The following is a 14,911-nucleotide window of genomic DNA, read 5'->3' on the forward strand; positions in this document are numbered from 1 at the left end:
TAATATGCGCATTATAGAGATAATAGAAAGTGAACTCCACGATAAAAACTTTAGATACCCATATTTAGCTGCTTAACTACAAGTATATCTAGATAAAACGAGCTTATTCGTGTCTTTAAATCTTTATTCAATAACTTATGATTAGTGATAAATAGTAATGACTGAATTATTAGAAAACCAAGATGTAGATCTTGAAAAACCTATATTAAAAATACTTTACCAAGATGAATATTTGGTTGCTGTAGATAAACCGTCAGGACTTTTTGTACATAGAAGTTATATGGACCGAGATGAAATTTATTTTGCTTTGCAATTGGTGCGAGATCAAGTTGGACAGTATGTATATCCGTTGCATCGACTTGATAGACCAACCTCTGGTGTTTTGCTTTTTGGTTTGAATCAAGAAGTGGCGCGTTTAATGGGAGAAGCTTTTACAAATAAAACCATTCAAAAAACTTATTATGCACTTACCCGCGGGCATTTAATGGGGGAAGGTTTAGTTGATTATGCGCTAAAAGAAAAGCTGGATAAAATAGGCGATAAGTATGTTGACCCTAATAAAGAAGCTCAAGAAGCACAAACTCATTACCAGTCTGTTGGCACGGCAACATTAAATGAAAAGGTAGGTAAGTACGATTCAGTACGTTATTCATTGATTAAACTATTGCCTGTGACAGGAAGAAGACATCAAATTAGACGTCATTTGGCTCATTTACGTCATCCTATTATTGGTGATATTAATTATGGGGATAATAAACAAAATCCATTTTTTAATGAGTACTTTGGTTTTAAACGTTTGATGTTACATGCTCGCCAATTAGACTTTACCCATCCAATAACGAATGAAGCAGTTAAAATACAGGCTGACTTTGATGAACAATGGTTAGATGTGTTTAAACAATTAAATTTAACATGGGATTAACGGCTTTAAGCTGGTTAATCACTAAATAAGACGTTTTATATTTATAAGATCATAGGTTTAAAAATCGTTGAGTTTATACAGCAATCAACGATTTAAATGTCATTGGCTTTCGCTAGCGGACCTTGAATTGTCACTGCATTAATATCTTCATTAATGAGTAATTCGAATCTATTTATTGGTGTTGAGTTATCTATCAACTTTGGCCCTTTAAGGGTTACTGCATTAACAAAAACATCACCATAGTAGCTTTCACGTTGTTGCTGAAAGGCCAACATCATTTGTTGGTCTGCTGTTACAGGTCGGTTCATTAAAGACATTAATAAATAATGATCAGAAATTAATGGTTTTTTAGCAAGCTGAACGGATTTAGGTGTTGAATTACACGCTGTAAGTATTAAGCCTAAAATGCATGCTGTAACTATTTTAATTAATTTCATAACAATCTCTTTGAGTAAAAACCTATATGCTAGGTATATCAAGTGCTATGCCAATATTTTAATTTGATGATTTTTATAGGATTTATTAGGAGAGTGTGGTTTTTTTAACGGTGTTAATTTAATGTTAATTAGCTGTGTCAAATTAATGACAATAAAAAAGCAGCTAATATATCCACACGGTTTGTGGTTACATTAGCTGCTTTTAAAAATTACTTTTTAGACTTTAATTAGTGTGCTTTATTAGCAAACTCATTGATTAGTCGATAGTGCGTAATAATTCATTTAAGCCAGTTTTTCCTAAAGTTTTAGCATCAACTTTTTTAACAATTACTGCACAGTAAAGGCTGTAAGTTCCACATTTAGAAGGCATGTTACCAGCCACTACTACAGAGCCCGCAGGAACACGACCGTAAGTTACTTCACCTGTTTCACGATCTAAAATCTTAGTAGATTGACCAATGTAAACGCCCATTGAAATTACAGAACCTTTTTCAACAACAACACCTTCAACGATTTCTGAACGAGCGCCAATGAAACAGTCATCTTCAATAATTGTAGGGCCAGCTTGTAATGGTTCTAAAACACCACCGATGCCAACACCACCTGATAAATGAACGTTTTTACCAATTTGTGCACATGAACCAACAGTTGCCCATGTGTCAATCATAGTTCCTTCGTCAACAAATGCGCCGATGTTAACAAATGAAGGCATAACTACAACGTTCTTACCAATGAAGCTACCTGTACGAACAGAAGCTCCAGGAACTACGCGAACACCGTCAGCTTTAAATTCTTCGTTGCCGTAGTTTGAGTATTTCATTGGAACTTTATCGTAAAATTTACTTTCTGCGCCGTCTAACGTTTCGTTATCCCAAATACGGAAAGATAAAAGTACTGCTTTTTTAAGCCATTGGTGAACAACCCATTCGCCATCTATGTATTCAGCAACACGAGCTGAACCATTATTTAAAGCATCTAACGCATCTAAAACGGCTTGTTTAACTACTGGAGTTACTGTTGATGGAGAGATGTCAGCACGGTCTTCAAATGCTTGTTCAATAATACTTTGTAATTCAGACATTATATTTCCTAATTTGTTCTAAAGTTAATTTGAATTTGAATGAGATGTTTTGTCGCACAACATTACGGTGAGAGCTTCTTGCTCTTCTAATGTAAGTGCTTGGTTGTACTTGTTTGATAGAGTAAATACATCTTCTGCTTTTTCACCAAAGGTTGTAATTTTGGCTGAATGAATTTGTACTTCACACTTTTGAAAAACTTCAGCAATACTTGCCAATAATCCAGGCGTATCTAGTGTAAGTATTTCTAGCATGGTTGTATTTTTAGCTTTGGTTTTTGTTTCAATAAAGCTAACTTGTGTCGGTATATCAAACTGTTGAAAGCGCTTTGCTAAAGGCTTAGGTTTTATTAAACATTGAGAAGCAGATAATACTTCTGTTAGTGCCTTTTCAATCATATTTGCTCGAGCAATATCATCAATAGGTTCACCTTGTTGATCAAGTACTACAAAGGTATTTGCTGTGTAGCTTTTTTTGGTGGTGATGATTTTGGCATCATGGATTGATAGTTGTTTAGAGCCCAATAGCGAAACAATATTATAAAAAATATTGGATTGATCTTTAGTGTAAACAAAAACCTCAGTACCACCTCTAAAAGGTGTAGGATTTAGAATAACTAAAGGCACTTTTTTATTGTGATTTAAAATATGTCGGCAATGCCATGTAAGTTGTTCAGGCCCGTACCGTAAAAAATAATCAGACTTAAATTCTTGCCATACTTTAGTTATTTGAGTTTCAGTAATACCGTAAGTTAACAATAACTCTGAAGCCATTTGTTGGTTTTCACGTACTTTAGCACGTAAATCTACAGGTTTTTCTAAGCCTCTTAAGAATGCACGTTTAGTACTGTAGTAGAGCTCTTGTAAAAGGTTCGACTTCCAGTTGTTCCATAAACTTTCATTAGTTGCTCTCATATCTGCAACTGTTAAACAGTATAGGTAATCGAGGTGGGTTTCATCTCGAATAATATCTGCGAATTCTTTAATAACATTTGGATCAGAAATATCTCGGCGTTGCGCAGTAACTGACATTAATAAGTGATGTTTAACTAACCAAGAAATTAATCGACCATCGTGATCGCTTAATTGATGTAGTTTGGCAAAGTTTAACGCATCAATAGCACCTAACTTAGCGTGATCTCCACCTCGACCTTTTGCTATGTCGTGGAATATCCCGGCAATATAAAGCAGTTCAGGCTTACGAACACGCTGTACTAATTTGCTACAAAGTGGAAATTCTTTGTTAAATTCAGGCTGACTAAATTTGTATAAATTTTTAATTAAGCGGTAGCTGTGTTCGTCAACCGAATAAGCATGGAATAAATCAAACTGCATTTGCCCCACGATGTTTCGCCATTCAGGTAAATAGGCATCTAAAATAGAGTGTCTGTGCATTAAACTAAATGCTACGCCTAAACCTTTTGGGTGCCTCATTAACTTCATGAAGGCTTTTCGTGAGTCGGCATAATCCATTAAACATGATACAAATCGACGACGGGCATTTCTCATTAAACGTAATGTGTCGGGATGTAAGTCAGTTATTTCATCATGTTCTGCTATCAGTAATAGCATTTCCATAATTTTATTTGAACGGGTAAAGATACGTTGATTAGTTACTTTTATTTGTCCATCAACAATAACGAATTCATCATTAATAGGTGTAACTTTTTTGTACTTGTTTTCGTTGATAATTACATATTCAAAATGTTGAAGTAACATTTTGTTTAATTCTGCAACGCGACCAATAATTCTGAAAAAACGTTTCATCATTCTTTCAACGGCTAACTTACCGCCATCACCAAAACCGAGTAATTCGGCAACGCTGGCTTGATGATCAAACAGTAATCGGTTCTCGTTTCTGCCGGCAACAAAGTGCAAAGCACATCGCATACGCCATAAGTAATCTTGACACTCTACTAGCTCAAAATATTCGTTAATAGTGAGGTATTTGTGTTCAACAAGTTCTTCTAGAGAGTCGGCAACAAAGTGACGTTTTGCTACCCAACCTATGGTTTGTATATCTCGTAAGCCACCAGGGTTAGCTTTTAGGTTAGGTTCAAGAGTATAAGAGGCGCCGTGATATTGTTTGTGTCGATTATATTGTTCGTCACGTTTAGCAATAAAGAATTTTTTGGATGTCCAAAATACGTCTTGGTTTAATAAAGGCTGTAACTGTTCAGTTAAGGCTTCATTACCACAGATTTGTCGCATTTCCATTAAGTTCGTTGCAATGGTTACATCATTTACAGCCTGTTTCAAACATTCTTTAACGCTACGTACACTGTGACCTATATCTAATTTTACGTCCCAAAGCTGGGTAATAAAAGTAGATATTTTTTCTTCAAGATCTTTGTCGGTTTTTTCTTGTGTTAATAAAAGAATATCAACATCAGAATAGGGATGTAACTCAGCTCGCCCATAACCACCAACAGCAATTAAGCTAATTTGGTATTCATCAAGCTCATGCTGACTCCATAATTTAGTTAAAATATTATCAACAAATTCAGCTCTAGCATTCACCAGAGCAGTTATGTCTTCAACAGGAAATATATCTTTTTGCCATTGATGAAATTCAGCACCAAGCTTACAAATTTCAGCACTAGATACAAAAGGAGCACTGACTGCTAGCGGCTCAACAAATTGACTTGGCAAGGTAGATTCAGTAGTCACTGTTTTCTTCTTATAGTAATTAATTAAAGTAGTTAGCATTATTTTGAGTAGACGCTAGTTGTGTAACATTCTAGGTAACGATTCTTCTTTTCGTAACGTGAGTATTTCACAACCCGTTCTGGTAACTACTATTGTATGTTCCCATTGAGCTGATTTTTTGCCATCTATAGTATAAACAGTCCAATTATCTTCTTTATCAAGAATGGTATTAGCACGACCCAAGTTGATCATAGGTTCTATGGTAAAACACATGCCTTCTTCCATTTTTGTTTTGTCATTATTTTTATAATGAACAATTTGAGGTTCTTCATGGAAAACTTGACCAATACCGTGTCCGCAATATTCTTTAACAATAGAATAACGGCCTGATTTCTTAATGAACTTTTGAATCGCAGTACCAATTTCACCAAAAGTAACACCTGGTTTTACTTTTTTAAGACCAACGTAAAGTGCTTCTTGAGTGATACGGCATAAACGATTATCTTCAGGAGTTACATCACCAATAAGAAACATTTTGCTGGTATCGCCATGAAAACCATCTTTAATAACGGTGATATCAATATTTAAGATATCACCATCTTTAAGTGGTGTGTCATCAGGGATGCCATGACAAACAACATGGTTAACTGAAGTACAAATAGACTTTGGAAATCCGTGATAGTTTAAAGGCGCAGAAATTGCGTTTTGTACTTTCTCGGTATACTCAGCACAAATGGTGTTCAATTGGTCAGTAGTAATGCCCGCCTTTATGTGCGGTTCAATCATTTCTAATACGTCTGCAGCAAGTTGACCTGCAATGCGCATTTTTTCTATTTCTTCCTGACTTTTGATATTGATTCCCATTAATGCCTCATTTAATTAATTTTGGTTTGATTTTGTCTATAAATTTAAACAGTTTTTAAAATGTTAACGCTGTTTTAGACGCGCTATTCTGCCTAAACGTTCATATTTTGTCTATTGAGTTTTTTTCGTTAACCGTTAGCTAGCTCAAGTTCAACAGCTTCTACAATTGCTTTTGGATGTTTTAGATAAAAATTATGATTTAATAAAATAAGTCTTTCATCTATTGCAAGTAGTAGAGCAGGGATAGCTTTTGTTCCCATAATATCTTGTAGTTCTTCAAGACTGCTTAATAATATTTCAGCATCTTTTGTGAATTTTTCTAAAGTGAAAACCTTATTAGGTGGCGATAACTTAAACTCGCTTACAATATCACTCATATCATCAAAAGAGCGTAATTCGTTAGCTTGTTCAAAATGAGCCTTAAACAGTGCGTTTAATACTTCTAAACCAATATGTGGCACCTTGTTTGAAACCCATGACATAACGTTAGCTGTTAACGTTGAGTCTTTAGCTTGCTTTAGTTGTGCCATATAAGCATCACTAAATATAGTGGCGCTATCGTCTTCAATGGTTTCGATAGTTTTCTTAGAAATATTTTCATCACCTTCATAACGCGCACAATGTAAAAGGTTAAGCGTGAATTCAGGATGAGCAGCCATAATTTCATTAACTAATGGAAGCGTTACATAGCTCCAAGGGCAATGAGTATCGTAAATATAAAATAGTTGTACAGACATAGTGATTAACATTTGATTACTTTGCGCTAATTTTAACGCGCTATGAGCCATTAGCATAGAATATTCTCAACTACGATATTCATTTTCGTTAATTAATATTATTTAACGTCATTTCTAGTAAAAAAGGCTATGTTATGGTATAAAGTGCGCCGCTAATAATCTACATAGTATTTGCTGTGTGTTATTAAGCCAAAACTGAATTAACAATTGATGTTAATTTTAAATATAAACTCACATACATCTAGCAAAGATATACTGGGGTGCTCAGCTTAACCATATTAAATGTGTAAGCAAATAAGAGTCTTGTATATTGGGTGTATGAACGCTTAACCCTAAAAGGAAAAAACATGCCAAACGTTTCAATGCGCGATATGCTTAAAGCCGGTGTACATTTCGGTCACAAAACCCGTTACTGGAATCCAAAAATGAAAAGCTACATTTTTGGTGCTCGCGATAAAGTTCATATCATCAACCTAGAACAAACTGTACCAATGTTTAATGAAGCTCTTGCTTTCATTAACAACGTTTCTTCTAAGAAAGGTAAAGTTTTGTTTGTAGGTACTAAACGTGCTGCAAGCGATGCAATCAAAGATGCTGCAATCAAATGTGATCAATTCTACGTTAATCACCGTTGGTTAGGTGGTATGTTGACTAACTGGAAAACAGTTCGTCAATCTATCAAGCGTTTAAAAGATTTAGAAGCACAAAGCTCTGACGGTACTTTTGAAGCTCTTACTAAGAAAGAAGCTTTAATGCGTACTCGTGAAATGGAAAAGCTTGAAAAAAGCCTTGGTGGAATTAAAAACATGGGTGGTTTACCTGACGTTTTATTCATCATCGATGCTGATCACGAGCACATTTCTATTAAAGAAGCTAACAACTTAGGCATTCCAGTAATTGCTGTAGTTGATACAAACTCTAACCCAGACGGTGTTGATTACATCGTACCTGGTAACGATGATGCTATCCGTGCTGTGACTTTATACTTAGATTCTGCTGCAAACGCAGTTCTAGAAGGTCGTGAGAAAAACATCGTTGTTCAAGCTGAAAAAGACGGTTTTGTAGAAGCTGAGTAATTAGCTCTTAACGTTTATTTCATGTGGCGGTAATAAAGTTCATTTATTATCGCCAACTTATTTAATACTTATGCCCAAAACTTTATAGAGTGTTTATCTTAAAAATAAACTTTGCTCTTGGTACGGGGATAACTAAAAATTAGGAATTAACTCATGCAAATTACTGCTGCAATGGTTAAAGAATTACGTGAACGCACAGCTGCGGGCATGATGGATTGTAAAAAAGCTTTACAAGAAGCTGAAGGCGACATGGAACTTGCGATTGAGAACATGCGTAAGAACGGTCAAGCTAAAGCTGCTAAAAAAGCAGGTAACATCGCTGCTGAAGGTCAAATCATCATTAAAGATGGTGTATTAGTTGAAGTTAACTGTCAAACTGATTTCGTAGCAAAAGATGATAACTTTTTAGCATTTGCTAACAAAGTTGCAGATACTGCTGCTGCTTCAAAAGTAACAATTGAAGAGCTTCAAGCAAAGTTTGAAGAAGAGCGTATTGCTCTAGTGACTAAAATTGGTGAAAACATCAATGTTCGTCGCGTAGCTTATGTTGAAGGTACTACTTTAGCTACTTACAAGCATGGTGCTACTATTGGTGTTGTTGTTGCTGGTGAAGGTGATGCTGATTCACTTAAGCACATTGCAATGCACGTTGCTGCAAGCAAGCCAGAATACATCAACCCTGAAGATGTTCCAGCTAGCGTAGTAGAAAACGAACAACGCATTCAGTTAGATATCTTAAAAGCTGAAAATGATGCTCTTGAAGAAAACAAGAAAAAGCCTGTTGATTTATTAGAAAAAATCATCATTGGTCGTATGAAGAAATTTACTGGTGAAATTTCTTTAACTGGTCAAGCTTTCATCATGGAACCTAAGAAAACTGTTGGTGCAGTACTTAAAGAAAAAGGTATTACAGTTTCTAGCTTCGTACGTTTAGAAGTTGGTGAAGGTATCGAGAAGAAAGAAGAAGATTTTGCTGCTGAAGTTGAAGCTCAAATCGCTGCGGCAAAAGCTTAATTTTTAAACGCTTTTAACGTTTAATTAACTTTAGAGACGCTTATTTTGTAAATATACTTTCGATAGTTAGCTAAACGTACTAGAATAGCCGCGACCAAATAAGGTCTCGGCTATTTTTTTTCATCTTAAGAAAAGTACAGGAATGTTTTTTATATGAGCGTGAATCCCAAACCAACATATCGTCGTATATTGTTAAAACTTAGTGGTGAGGCCTTAATGGGCTCTGAAGGTTTCGGTATTGATCCGAAAATTTTAGATCGCATGGCTCAAGAAATTAAAGAACTCATAGAAATGGGAGTTCAGGTTGGCTTAGTTATCGGCGGTGGAAATTTATTCCGTGGTAAAGGATTAGCTGACGCAGGAATGAACCGTGTTGTAGGCGACCAAATGGGTATGCTTGCCACTGTAATGAACGGTTTAGCAATGCGTGATGCTTTACATCGTGCATTTGTAAATACACGTCTAATGTCAGCAATTGATCTTGCTGGTGTATGTGACCGATATAACTGGGCTGAAGCAATCAGCTTACTAAAGTCTGGCCGAGTAGTAATATTCAGTGCTGGAACAGGTAATCCATTTTTTACCACTGACTCTGCAGCTTGTTTACGCGGAATCGAAATTGAAGCTGATGTTGTTTTAAAAGCTACAAAAGTTGACGGTATTTACTCTGAAGATCCTGTAAAAAATCCTGAAGCGACACTTTATAAGCATTTAACTTATGCTGAAGTACTTGATAAAGAATTACAAGTTATGGATTTAGCGGCATTTACTTTAGCGCGCGACCATAGCATGCCTATTCGAGTATTTAATATGAATAAGCCTGGTTCACTTAAATCTGTTATTTTAGGTGATGACGAAGGTACAATTATCGACCACGCAAAGAATTTAGATTAGTTTTAAGGAATATCACGTGATTAATGAAATAAAAGAAGATGCTCAAGATCGTATGGGTAAAAGTATTGAAGCATTAAAAGGTAGTTTAGCTAAAATAAGAACTGGCCGTGCTCATGCATCATTACTCGATAATATTTCTGTAGATTATTACGGAATGGAAACACCTTTAAATCAAGTAGGTAATATTTCTGTTCCAGATGCAAGAAACCTAGCTATTACTGTTTTTGACAAAGGAATGATTTCTGCTGTTGAAAAGGCTATTTTAAAGTCTGATTTAGGTTTAAATCCACAGTCTAACGGTACGTTAATTCGTATACCACTTCCTCCTTTAACTGAAGAGCGTCGTAAAGATCTTGTTAAAGTTGTTCGTGGTGAAGCTGAAGGCGGTAAAATTGCTATCCGTAATATTCGTCGTGATGCTAATTCCGATTATAAGAGTTTATTAAAAGATAAAGAAATTAGTGAAGATGAACATCATCAAGCAGAAGATGAGATTCAAAAGATAACTGATACATATATTAAGCAGGTTGATGATATATTAGCCGCTAAAGAAGCTGAATTAATGGAAATTTAGTTTTTTAATTGCTTATTACTAAACGCCGTAGATAATACTTGTAAAGTAAGTTTCTGCGGCTTTTTTGTTTCGTGGATAGGTTGTATTTACACCAGACTAACCAATAAATATTTAGGTCGCTTCAATAAGGTAAGCAGAAGTGATTAAGAAAAACATTCCATATTTTTAACAAGCTAGATTGTTATGAAAGGTTGTTTTTCAAATGCATATTTTTCAATTAACTTAATCAATTGGTAAATAATGCCTGAAATCGTTAGTCGGTTATTCATAAGGTTATAAAGAATAAATGTCAGAAGAAAATCGGAAAATTCCGCAGCACGTAGCCATAATTATGGATGGTAATGGACGTTGGGCACAATCTCGTTCTAAAGCGAGAGTTGCTGGTCATAAAGCAGGTGTGGAAACTGTTCGTTCTTCTGTTACTACAGCAAGAAAATTAGGTGTTAAAGCATTAACCCTTTTTGCCTTTAGTAGTGAAAACTGGTTACGCCCAGAGTCTGAAGTTAGTGTATTGATGGAATTATTTATGTTTGTGTTAACTCGTGAAGTTAAACGTTTACATAAAAATGGAATACGTTTTCAGATCATTGGTGATGTTGGTCGTTTTTCAGAAAAGCTACAAAAAAAGATCAAAGAATCGGAAACACTTACTGAAAACAATACCGAAATGGTTTTATCTGTTGCTGCCAATTATGGTGGACGTTGGGATATTACCCAAGCAACAAAGCAGGTTGCTGAAAAAGTTAACAATAATGAATTATCAATAGATGATATTTCTGAGCAAGTAATGAATGAACATATTTCTTTAAATGGGTTACCCGATTTAGATTTGTTAATTCGTACGGGTGGTGACTATAGAATTAGTAATTTTTTATTATGGCAAGCAGCCTATGCTGAATTCTATTTTACCGATACTCTATGGCCTGATTTTAATGAAGACGCTTTTAAAGACGCAATTTTTTCTTTTGATAAGAGAGAAAGGCGATTTGGATTAACGGGCGATCAAATTAAAAATAATCCAGAGTAGGTAAATATTCGAAGACATCTATATTACTGATAAAAGAATATTTTTATTTTTATTTGTGTAATAAAGTGTTCATCTAAATATTTTGTTTTCACAATCAATAAAATTAAAAGCAAATAATAATAAAAACAACTTTAACGTAAAAGGGTGAAATTTGTTAAAACATAGAATTATAACAGCGTTAGTATTGGCTCCCGCGACGATAGCAAGTATTTTTTATTTACCATTACCTTATTTCTCAGCATTAATGCTTGCGGTAATGGGAATAGGCGCATGGGAATGGGGTCCATTAATGGGCTTTGCGAACAAAAGAAGACGTATAGCTTTTGTTCTTGGCACAAGTACTTTGATTGCTGCACTTTGGTATTATTTTCCTTTATTAGAGTTATGGTTAACGTCTTCTGACCTTCAAAAACCTATCATTTATATATTGTGGTTGGCGGTTGCTTGGTGGCTGTTGTCAGCTACCTTAACTTTTCTTTATCCTCGCTGTAGTAAATTCTGGTCAAGTCATCGCTCCATCAGAGGTGTATTTGGTTGGTTAACACTTGTTCCTACATGGTTAGCTTTCATAGTAATGCGTAGTAGTGAATATGAAATAGATACTTATCACGGTGCTCAGCTCATTATGTTTTTGTTTTTAATGGTGTGGAGTGCTGATATTGGTGCTTATTTTGTGGGGAAATCATTTGGTAAAAATAAATTAATGCCTAATGTTAGTCCAGGTAAAACAATGGAAGGTTTTGTTGGCGGAGTTGTTGTTGCTTGTATATTAGTAACCGTAGCAGGTTTAACAATGAACTGGCAACTCGAGCAGTTCTATCTTGTTATTCCTATTACTATTTTAATTACGACAGTGTCTGTTTTAGGTGACTTAAATGAAAGTATGTTTAAACGCCAAGCAGGGATCAAAGATAGCGGCTCTATTTTACCAGGTCATGGTGGAATATTAGATAGGATTGATAGCTTAACCGCTACAGCTCCTATATATGCCTTATGTTATGCGTTAATAGGCTGGTAGTTTGTGTCAGAAATTAAAAATGTTGTACGTCGCTTATGTATTTTAGGAGCGACTGGATCGATTGGTTTGAGTACTTTAGATGTTGTTCGTAGGCATCCAGAAAGATTCGATGTTGTTAGTTTATCTGCTCATTCAAGTGTAGATACGTTACTAGCTCAATGTATTGAATTTTTACCTGAAACGGTTGTAATGGTTTCTAAACCTCATGCTAAAGAATTGAAACAACTATTGCTTGATAAAGACCTGGGTCATATTAATGTATTATCAGGCGCTGAAGCATTAGAAGTTATTTCACAAGACAAAAGTATTGATACCGTGATGGCTGCTATTGTTGGTGCATCTGGCTTAATGCCAACTTTAGCAGCAGTAAATGCAGGTAAACGTGTTTTACTTGCTAATAAAGAGGCTCTAGTTACCTCTGGTGCTATTTTTATTGAAGCCGTTAAAGCTAGTGGCGCACAACTTATTCCTATTGATAGTGAACATAATGCTATTTTTCAATGTTTACCTATCGAAGCTCAAAATACTCCTGGTTACTGTAATTTATCTGAAAATGGCATTAGCAAAATATTGTTAACAGGTTCAGGCGGTCCCTTTAGAACGTTTAGTGTTGAAGACTTAGAGAGTGTTACTGTTGAGCAAGCTTGCGCCCACCCTAATTGGGATATGGGACAAAAAATATCAGTAGATTCAGCCACTATGATGAACAAAGGCTTAGAGTTTATTGAAGCTAAATGGTTATTTAATGTTGAACCTGAAGATATTCAGGTAGTTTTACATCCTCAAAGTACCATTCATTCAATGGTTCAATATAAAGACGGCTCTGTTATTGCGCAAATGGGTAATCCTGATATGCGTACACCTATAGCCCATGCATTATCTTTTCCTGAACGTATTGATTCTGGCGTTGAACCGTTGGACTTTTTCAATACACCATCGTTTGAGTTTCAAGCCGTTGACTATGTTAAATACCCAAACCTTAAATTAGCTATTGAAGCCTGTAAAAATGGGCAAGGTGCATGTACAGCACTGAATGCAGCGAATGAAATAGCGGTAGATGCTTTTTTGAACAAAAAAATAAAGTTTACTGATATATACAAAATAAATGAAACTTCTGTGAATAAATTTGTCTCAGAAGATGTAACTTCAATTGATGATGTGATGAATTTAGATAATCGTGTGCGAGAGTTTACTAGAAATTTATTAACTCAGTATGATACGCAAGACATTAGCGACAACATGAATAGAGATAACCATTAATATGTTTGATTTTTTATGGAACTTAGCTTCATTTGTTATCGCATTAGGTATATTAATTACTGTCCATGAATACGGTCATTTTTGGGTAGCAAGAAAAAATGGCGTAAAAGTTCAAAAGTTCTCAATAGGTTTTGGTAAAACTTTATGGAGCAAGATAGGTAAAGACGGCACAGAATATGTTATCGCTTTAATTCCTCTTGGCGGTTTTGTAAAAATGTTAGATGACCGCGTTGATGATGTTTTACCTGAAGATGCAGATAAAACCTTTAACGGTAAAAATGTGTATCAACGTATAGCGATAATAGCGGCAGGACCATTTGCTAATTTTGCCTTCGCCATAGTCGCTTTTTATCTTATGTTTTTGATTGGTGTTCCTAGTATTAAACCAATCATTGGTAGTGTAGAGCCTTCTTCAATTTCAGCAAAAGCGAGTTTGCCTGCTAACAGTCAAATTGTAGAGATAGCAGGAAATACAATTACAGACTGGCAAGATGTAAATCTTGCTCTGGTTGGCGAAATAGGTAGTCAATCCATAGAATTTAAAACCAGACAAGAAGACAGTGTTAATTTAACTACAAGCATTTTAGACACAAATGGTTGGGAGTTTTCACCTGATAAAGAGTCAGCAATTACTAGTTTAGGTATCCAACCTTTTAGATCTAAAGTATATAATGAAGTGGTTATTGTTCACCCTGATAGCCCTGCAGAAAAATCAGGAATACAAGTTGGTGATGTTCTTTTAGAGCTAAATGGTATTTCACTTAACGGTGACTGGGCTGTTTTTTCAAATAAAATTAAAGAATTAGCAGGACAATCAGTAGAAATTAAAGTACAAAGAGATGGCTTTACAGAGTTATTGACTGCTGTACCAGATACAAGAAAAAGTAATGGTAAAGATATTGGATATTTTGGCGTAACACCAAAATCTGATCCTTACCCAGAGAAGTACCGAATTAATACATCTTATGGTCCTATCGAAGCTATAGGTCAAAGTGTAGAACGAACATGGAACTTAGTGGTTTTAAGTTTTGATATGATAGGGAAGTTAATAACAGGCGATGTTTCTGTTAAAAACTTAAGTGGGCCAATATCTATCGCCCAAGGTGCTGGAAACAGCGCTAATATAGGTTTGGTTTATTTCCTAGGGTTTCTAGCTTTAATTAGTATTAACTTAGGAATAATTAATTTATTACCACTACCTGTACTTGATGGTGGGCATTTACTCTATTACATTATAGAGCTTTTCACTGGGAAACCCGTACCTGAAAAAGTACAAGAGGTTGGGTTTAAATTTGGTACTATGGCACTTCTGTGTTTAATGAGTATCGCTCTGTTTAATGATTTGTCTCGACTTTAGTAAA

The 14,911-nt window shown here is 35.2% G+C and carries 14 protein-coding genes; 9 read left to right on the forward strand and 5 right to left on the reverse strand.

What is annotated here, in order from left to right; all coding sequences use genetic code 11:
* Positions 1-157 precede the first annotated feature (157 nt).
* Positions 158-922, forward strand: a complete 765-nt coding sequence (truC, locus tag Q5N69_RS00100; RefSeq protein ID WP_304366473.1) for a tRNA pseudouridine(65) synthase TruC — start codon at positions 158-160, stop codon at positions 920-922.
* 92 nt (positions 923-1,014) lie between these two features.
* Here the strand turns inward: truC and Q5N69_RS00105 are convergent, their stop codons facing one another.
* From Q5N69_RS00105 to Q5N69_RS00125, 5 genes are all read right to left on the reverse strand, one after another.
* Positions 1,015-1,359 carry a hypothetical protein gene (locus Q5N69_RS00105; RefSeq protein WP_304366475.1) on the reverse strand — a complete coding sequence of 115 codons (345 nt, stop codon included), beginning with the start codon at positions 1,357-1,359 and terminating at the stop codon, positions 1,015-1,017.
* 256 nt (positions 1,360-1,615) lie between these two features.
* Positions 1,616-2,440, reverse strand: coding sequence for a 2,3,4,5-tetrahydropyridine-2,6-dicarboxylate N-succinyltransferase (gene dapD / locus Q5N69_RS00110; RefSeq protein WP_304366477.1), 825 nt, complete (start codon positions 2,438-2,440; stop codon positions 1,616-1,618).
* A gap of 24 nt (positions 2,441-2,464) precedes the next feature.
* Positions 2,465-5,107: a [protein-PII] uridylyltransferase gene (glnD, locus tag Q5N69_RS00115; protein WP_304366479.1), complete on the reverse strand. Its 2,643-nt coding sequence runs from the start codon at positions 5,105-5,107 to the stop codon at positions 2,465-2,467.
* 54 nt (positions 5,108-5,161) lie between these two features.
* Positions 5,162-5,950, reverse strand: coding sequence for a type I methionyl aminopeptidase (map, locus tag Q5N69_RS00120; RefSeq protein ID WP_304366480.1), 789 nt, complete (start codon positions 5,948-5,950; stop codon positions 5,162-5,164).
* A gap of 128 nt (positions 5,951-6,078) precedes the next feature.
* Entirely contained in the window at positions 6,079-6,744 is a 666-nt protein-coding gene (locus Q5N69_RS00125; RefSeq protein WP_304366482.1) for a hypothetical protein, read from the reverse strand.
* A 290-nt stretch (positions 6,745-7,034) separates the two neighbouring features.
* On the opposite strand from Q5N69_RS00125, the gene rpsB reads away from it, so the two are divergent.
* From rpsB to rseP, 8 genes are all read left to right on the forward strand, one after another.
* Positions 7,035-7,763, forward strand: a complete 729-nt coding sequence (rpsB, locus tag Q5N69_RS00130; protein ID WP_304366484.1) for a 30S ribosomal protein S2 — start codon at positions 7,035-7,037, stop codon at positions 7,761-7,763.
* 153 nt (positions 7,764-7,916) lie between these two features.
* Complete coding sequence (tsf, locus tag Q5N69_RS00135) at positions 7,917-8,777, forward strand: translation elongation factor Ts (RefSeq protein WP_304366485.1); 861 nt, start codon at positions 7,917-7,919, stop codon at positions 8,775-8,777.
* Positions 8,778-8,930: 153 nt separating this feature from the next.
* The gene (pyrH, locus tag Q5N69_RS00140; protein WP_304366487.1) at positions 8,931-9,671 is read left to right on the forward strand and encodes a UMP kinase; all 741 of its coding nucleotides are present in this window, start codon (positions 8,931-8,933) and stop codon (positions 9,669-9,671) included.
* A 16-nt stretch (positions 9,672-9,687) separates the two neighbouring features.
* A complete protein-coding gene (frr, locus tag Q5N69_RS00145; RefSeq protein ID WP_304366489.1) occupies positions 9,688-10,245 on the forward strand; it encodes a ribosome recycling factor in 558 nt (185 codons plus the stop codon).
* Positions 10,246-10,531: 286 nt separating this feature from the next.
* Complete coding sequence (gene uppS / locus Q5N69_RS00150) at positions 10,532-11,272, forward strand: polyprenyl diphosphate synthase (RefSeq protein ID WP_304366491.1); 741 nt, start codon at positions 10,532-10,534, stop codon at positions 11,270-11,272.
* Between the two features lie 151 nt (positions 11,273-11,423).
* Positions 11,424-12,290, forward strand: coding sequence for a phosphatidate cytidylyltransferase (locus Q5N69_RS00155; protein WP_304366492.1), 867 nt, complete (start codon positions 11,424-11,426; stop codon positions 12,288-12,290).
* Between the two features lie 3 nt (positions 12,291-12,293).
* The gene (gene ispC / locus Q5N69_RS00160) at positions 12,294-13,550 is read left to right on the forward strand and encodes a 1-deoxy-D-xylulose-5-phosphate reductoisomerase (RefSeq protein ID WP_304366493.1); all 1,257 of its coding nucleotides are present in this window, start codon (positions 12,294-12,296) and stop codon (positions 13,548-13,550) included.
* A 1-nt stretch (position 13,551) separates the two neighbouring features.
* On the forward strand, positions 13,552-14,907 hold the full coding sequence (gene rseP / locus Q5N69_RS00165) for a sigma E protease regulator RseP (protein WP_304366494.1): 1,356 nt from the start codon (positions 13,552-13,554) through the stop codon (positions 14,905-14,907).
* Positions 14,908-14,911: the final 4 nt, after the last annotated feature.

The organism is Pseudocolwellia sp. AS88 (assembly GCF_030551755.1).
In the GTDB taxonomy this organism is placed as follows: Bacteria; Pseudomonadota; Gammaproteobacteria; order Enterobacterales; family Alteromonadaceae; genus Pseudocolwellia.

What these genes read in the sequence shown, in the direction of transcription:
- truC (WP_304366473.1), top strand. Translation starts at nt 158, where the DNA reads ATGACTGAATTATTAGAAAACCAAGATGTAGATCTTGAAAAACCTATA.
- uppS (WP_304366491.1), top strand. Translation starts at nt 10,532, where the DNA reads ATGTCAGAAGAAAATCGGAAAATTCCGCAGCACGTAGCCATAATTATG.
- rpsB (WP_304366484.1), top strand. Translation starts at nt 7,035, where the DNA reads ATGCCAAACGTTTCAATGCGCGATATGCTTAAAGCCGGTGTACATTTC.
- rseP (WP_304366494.1), top strand. Translation starts at nt 13,552, where the DNA reads ATGTTTGATTTTTTATGGAACTTAGCTTCATTTGTTATCGCATTAGGT.
- dapD (WP_304366477.1), bottom strand. Translation starts at nt 2,440, where the DNA reads ATGTCTGAATTACAAAGTATTATTGAACAAGCATTTGAAGACCGTGCT.
- Q5N69_RS00105 (WP_304366475.1), bottom strand. Translation starts at nt 1,359, where the DNA reads ATGAAATTAATTAAAATAGTTACAGCATGCATTTTAGGCTTAATACTT.
- pyrH (WP_304366487.1), top strand. Translation starts at nt 8,931, where the DNA reads ATGAGCGTGAATCCCAAACCAACATATCGTCGTATATTGTTAAAACTT.
- tsf (WP_304366485.1), top strand. Translation starts at nt 7,917, where the DNA reads ATGCAAATTACTGCTGCAATGGTTAAAGAATTACGTGAACGCACAGCT.
- map (WP_304366480.1), bottom strand. Translation starts at nt 5,950, where the DNA reads ATGGGAATCAATATCAAAAGTCAGGAAGAAATAGAAAAAATGCGCATT.
- Q5N69_RS00125 (WP_304366482.1), bottom strand. Translation starts at nt 6,744, where the DNA reads ATGCTAATGGCTCATAGCGCGTTAAAATTAGCGCAAAGTAATCAAATG.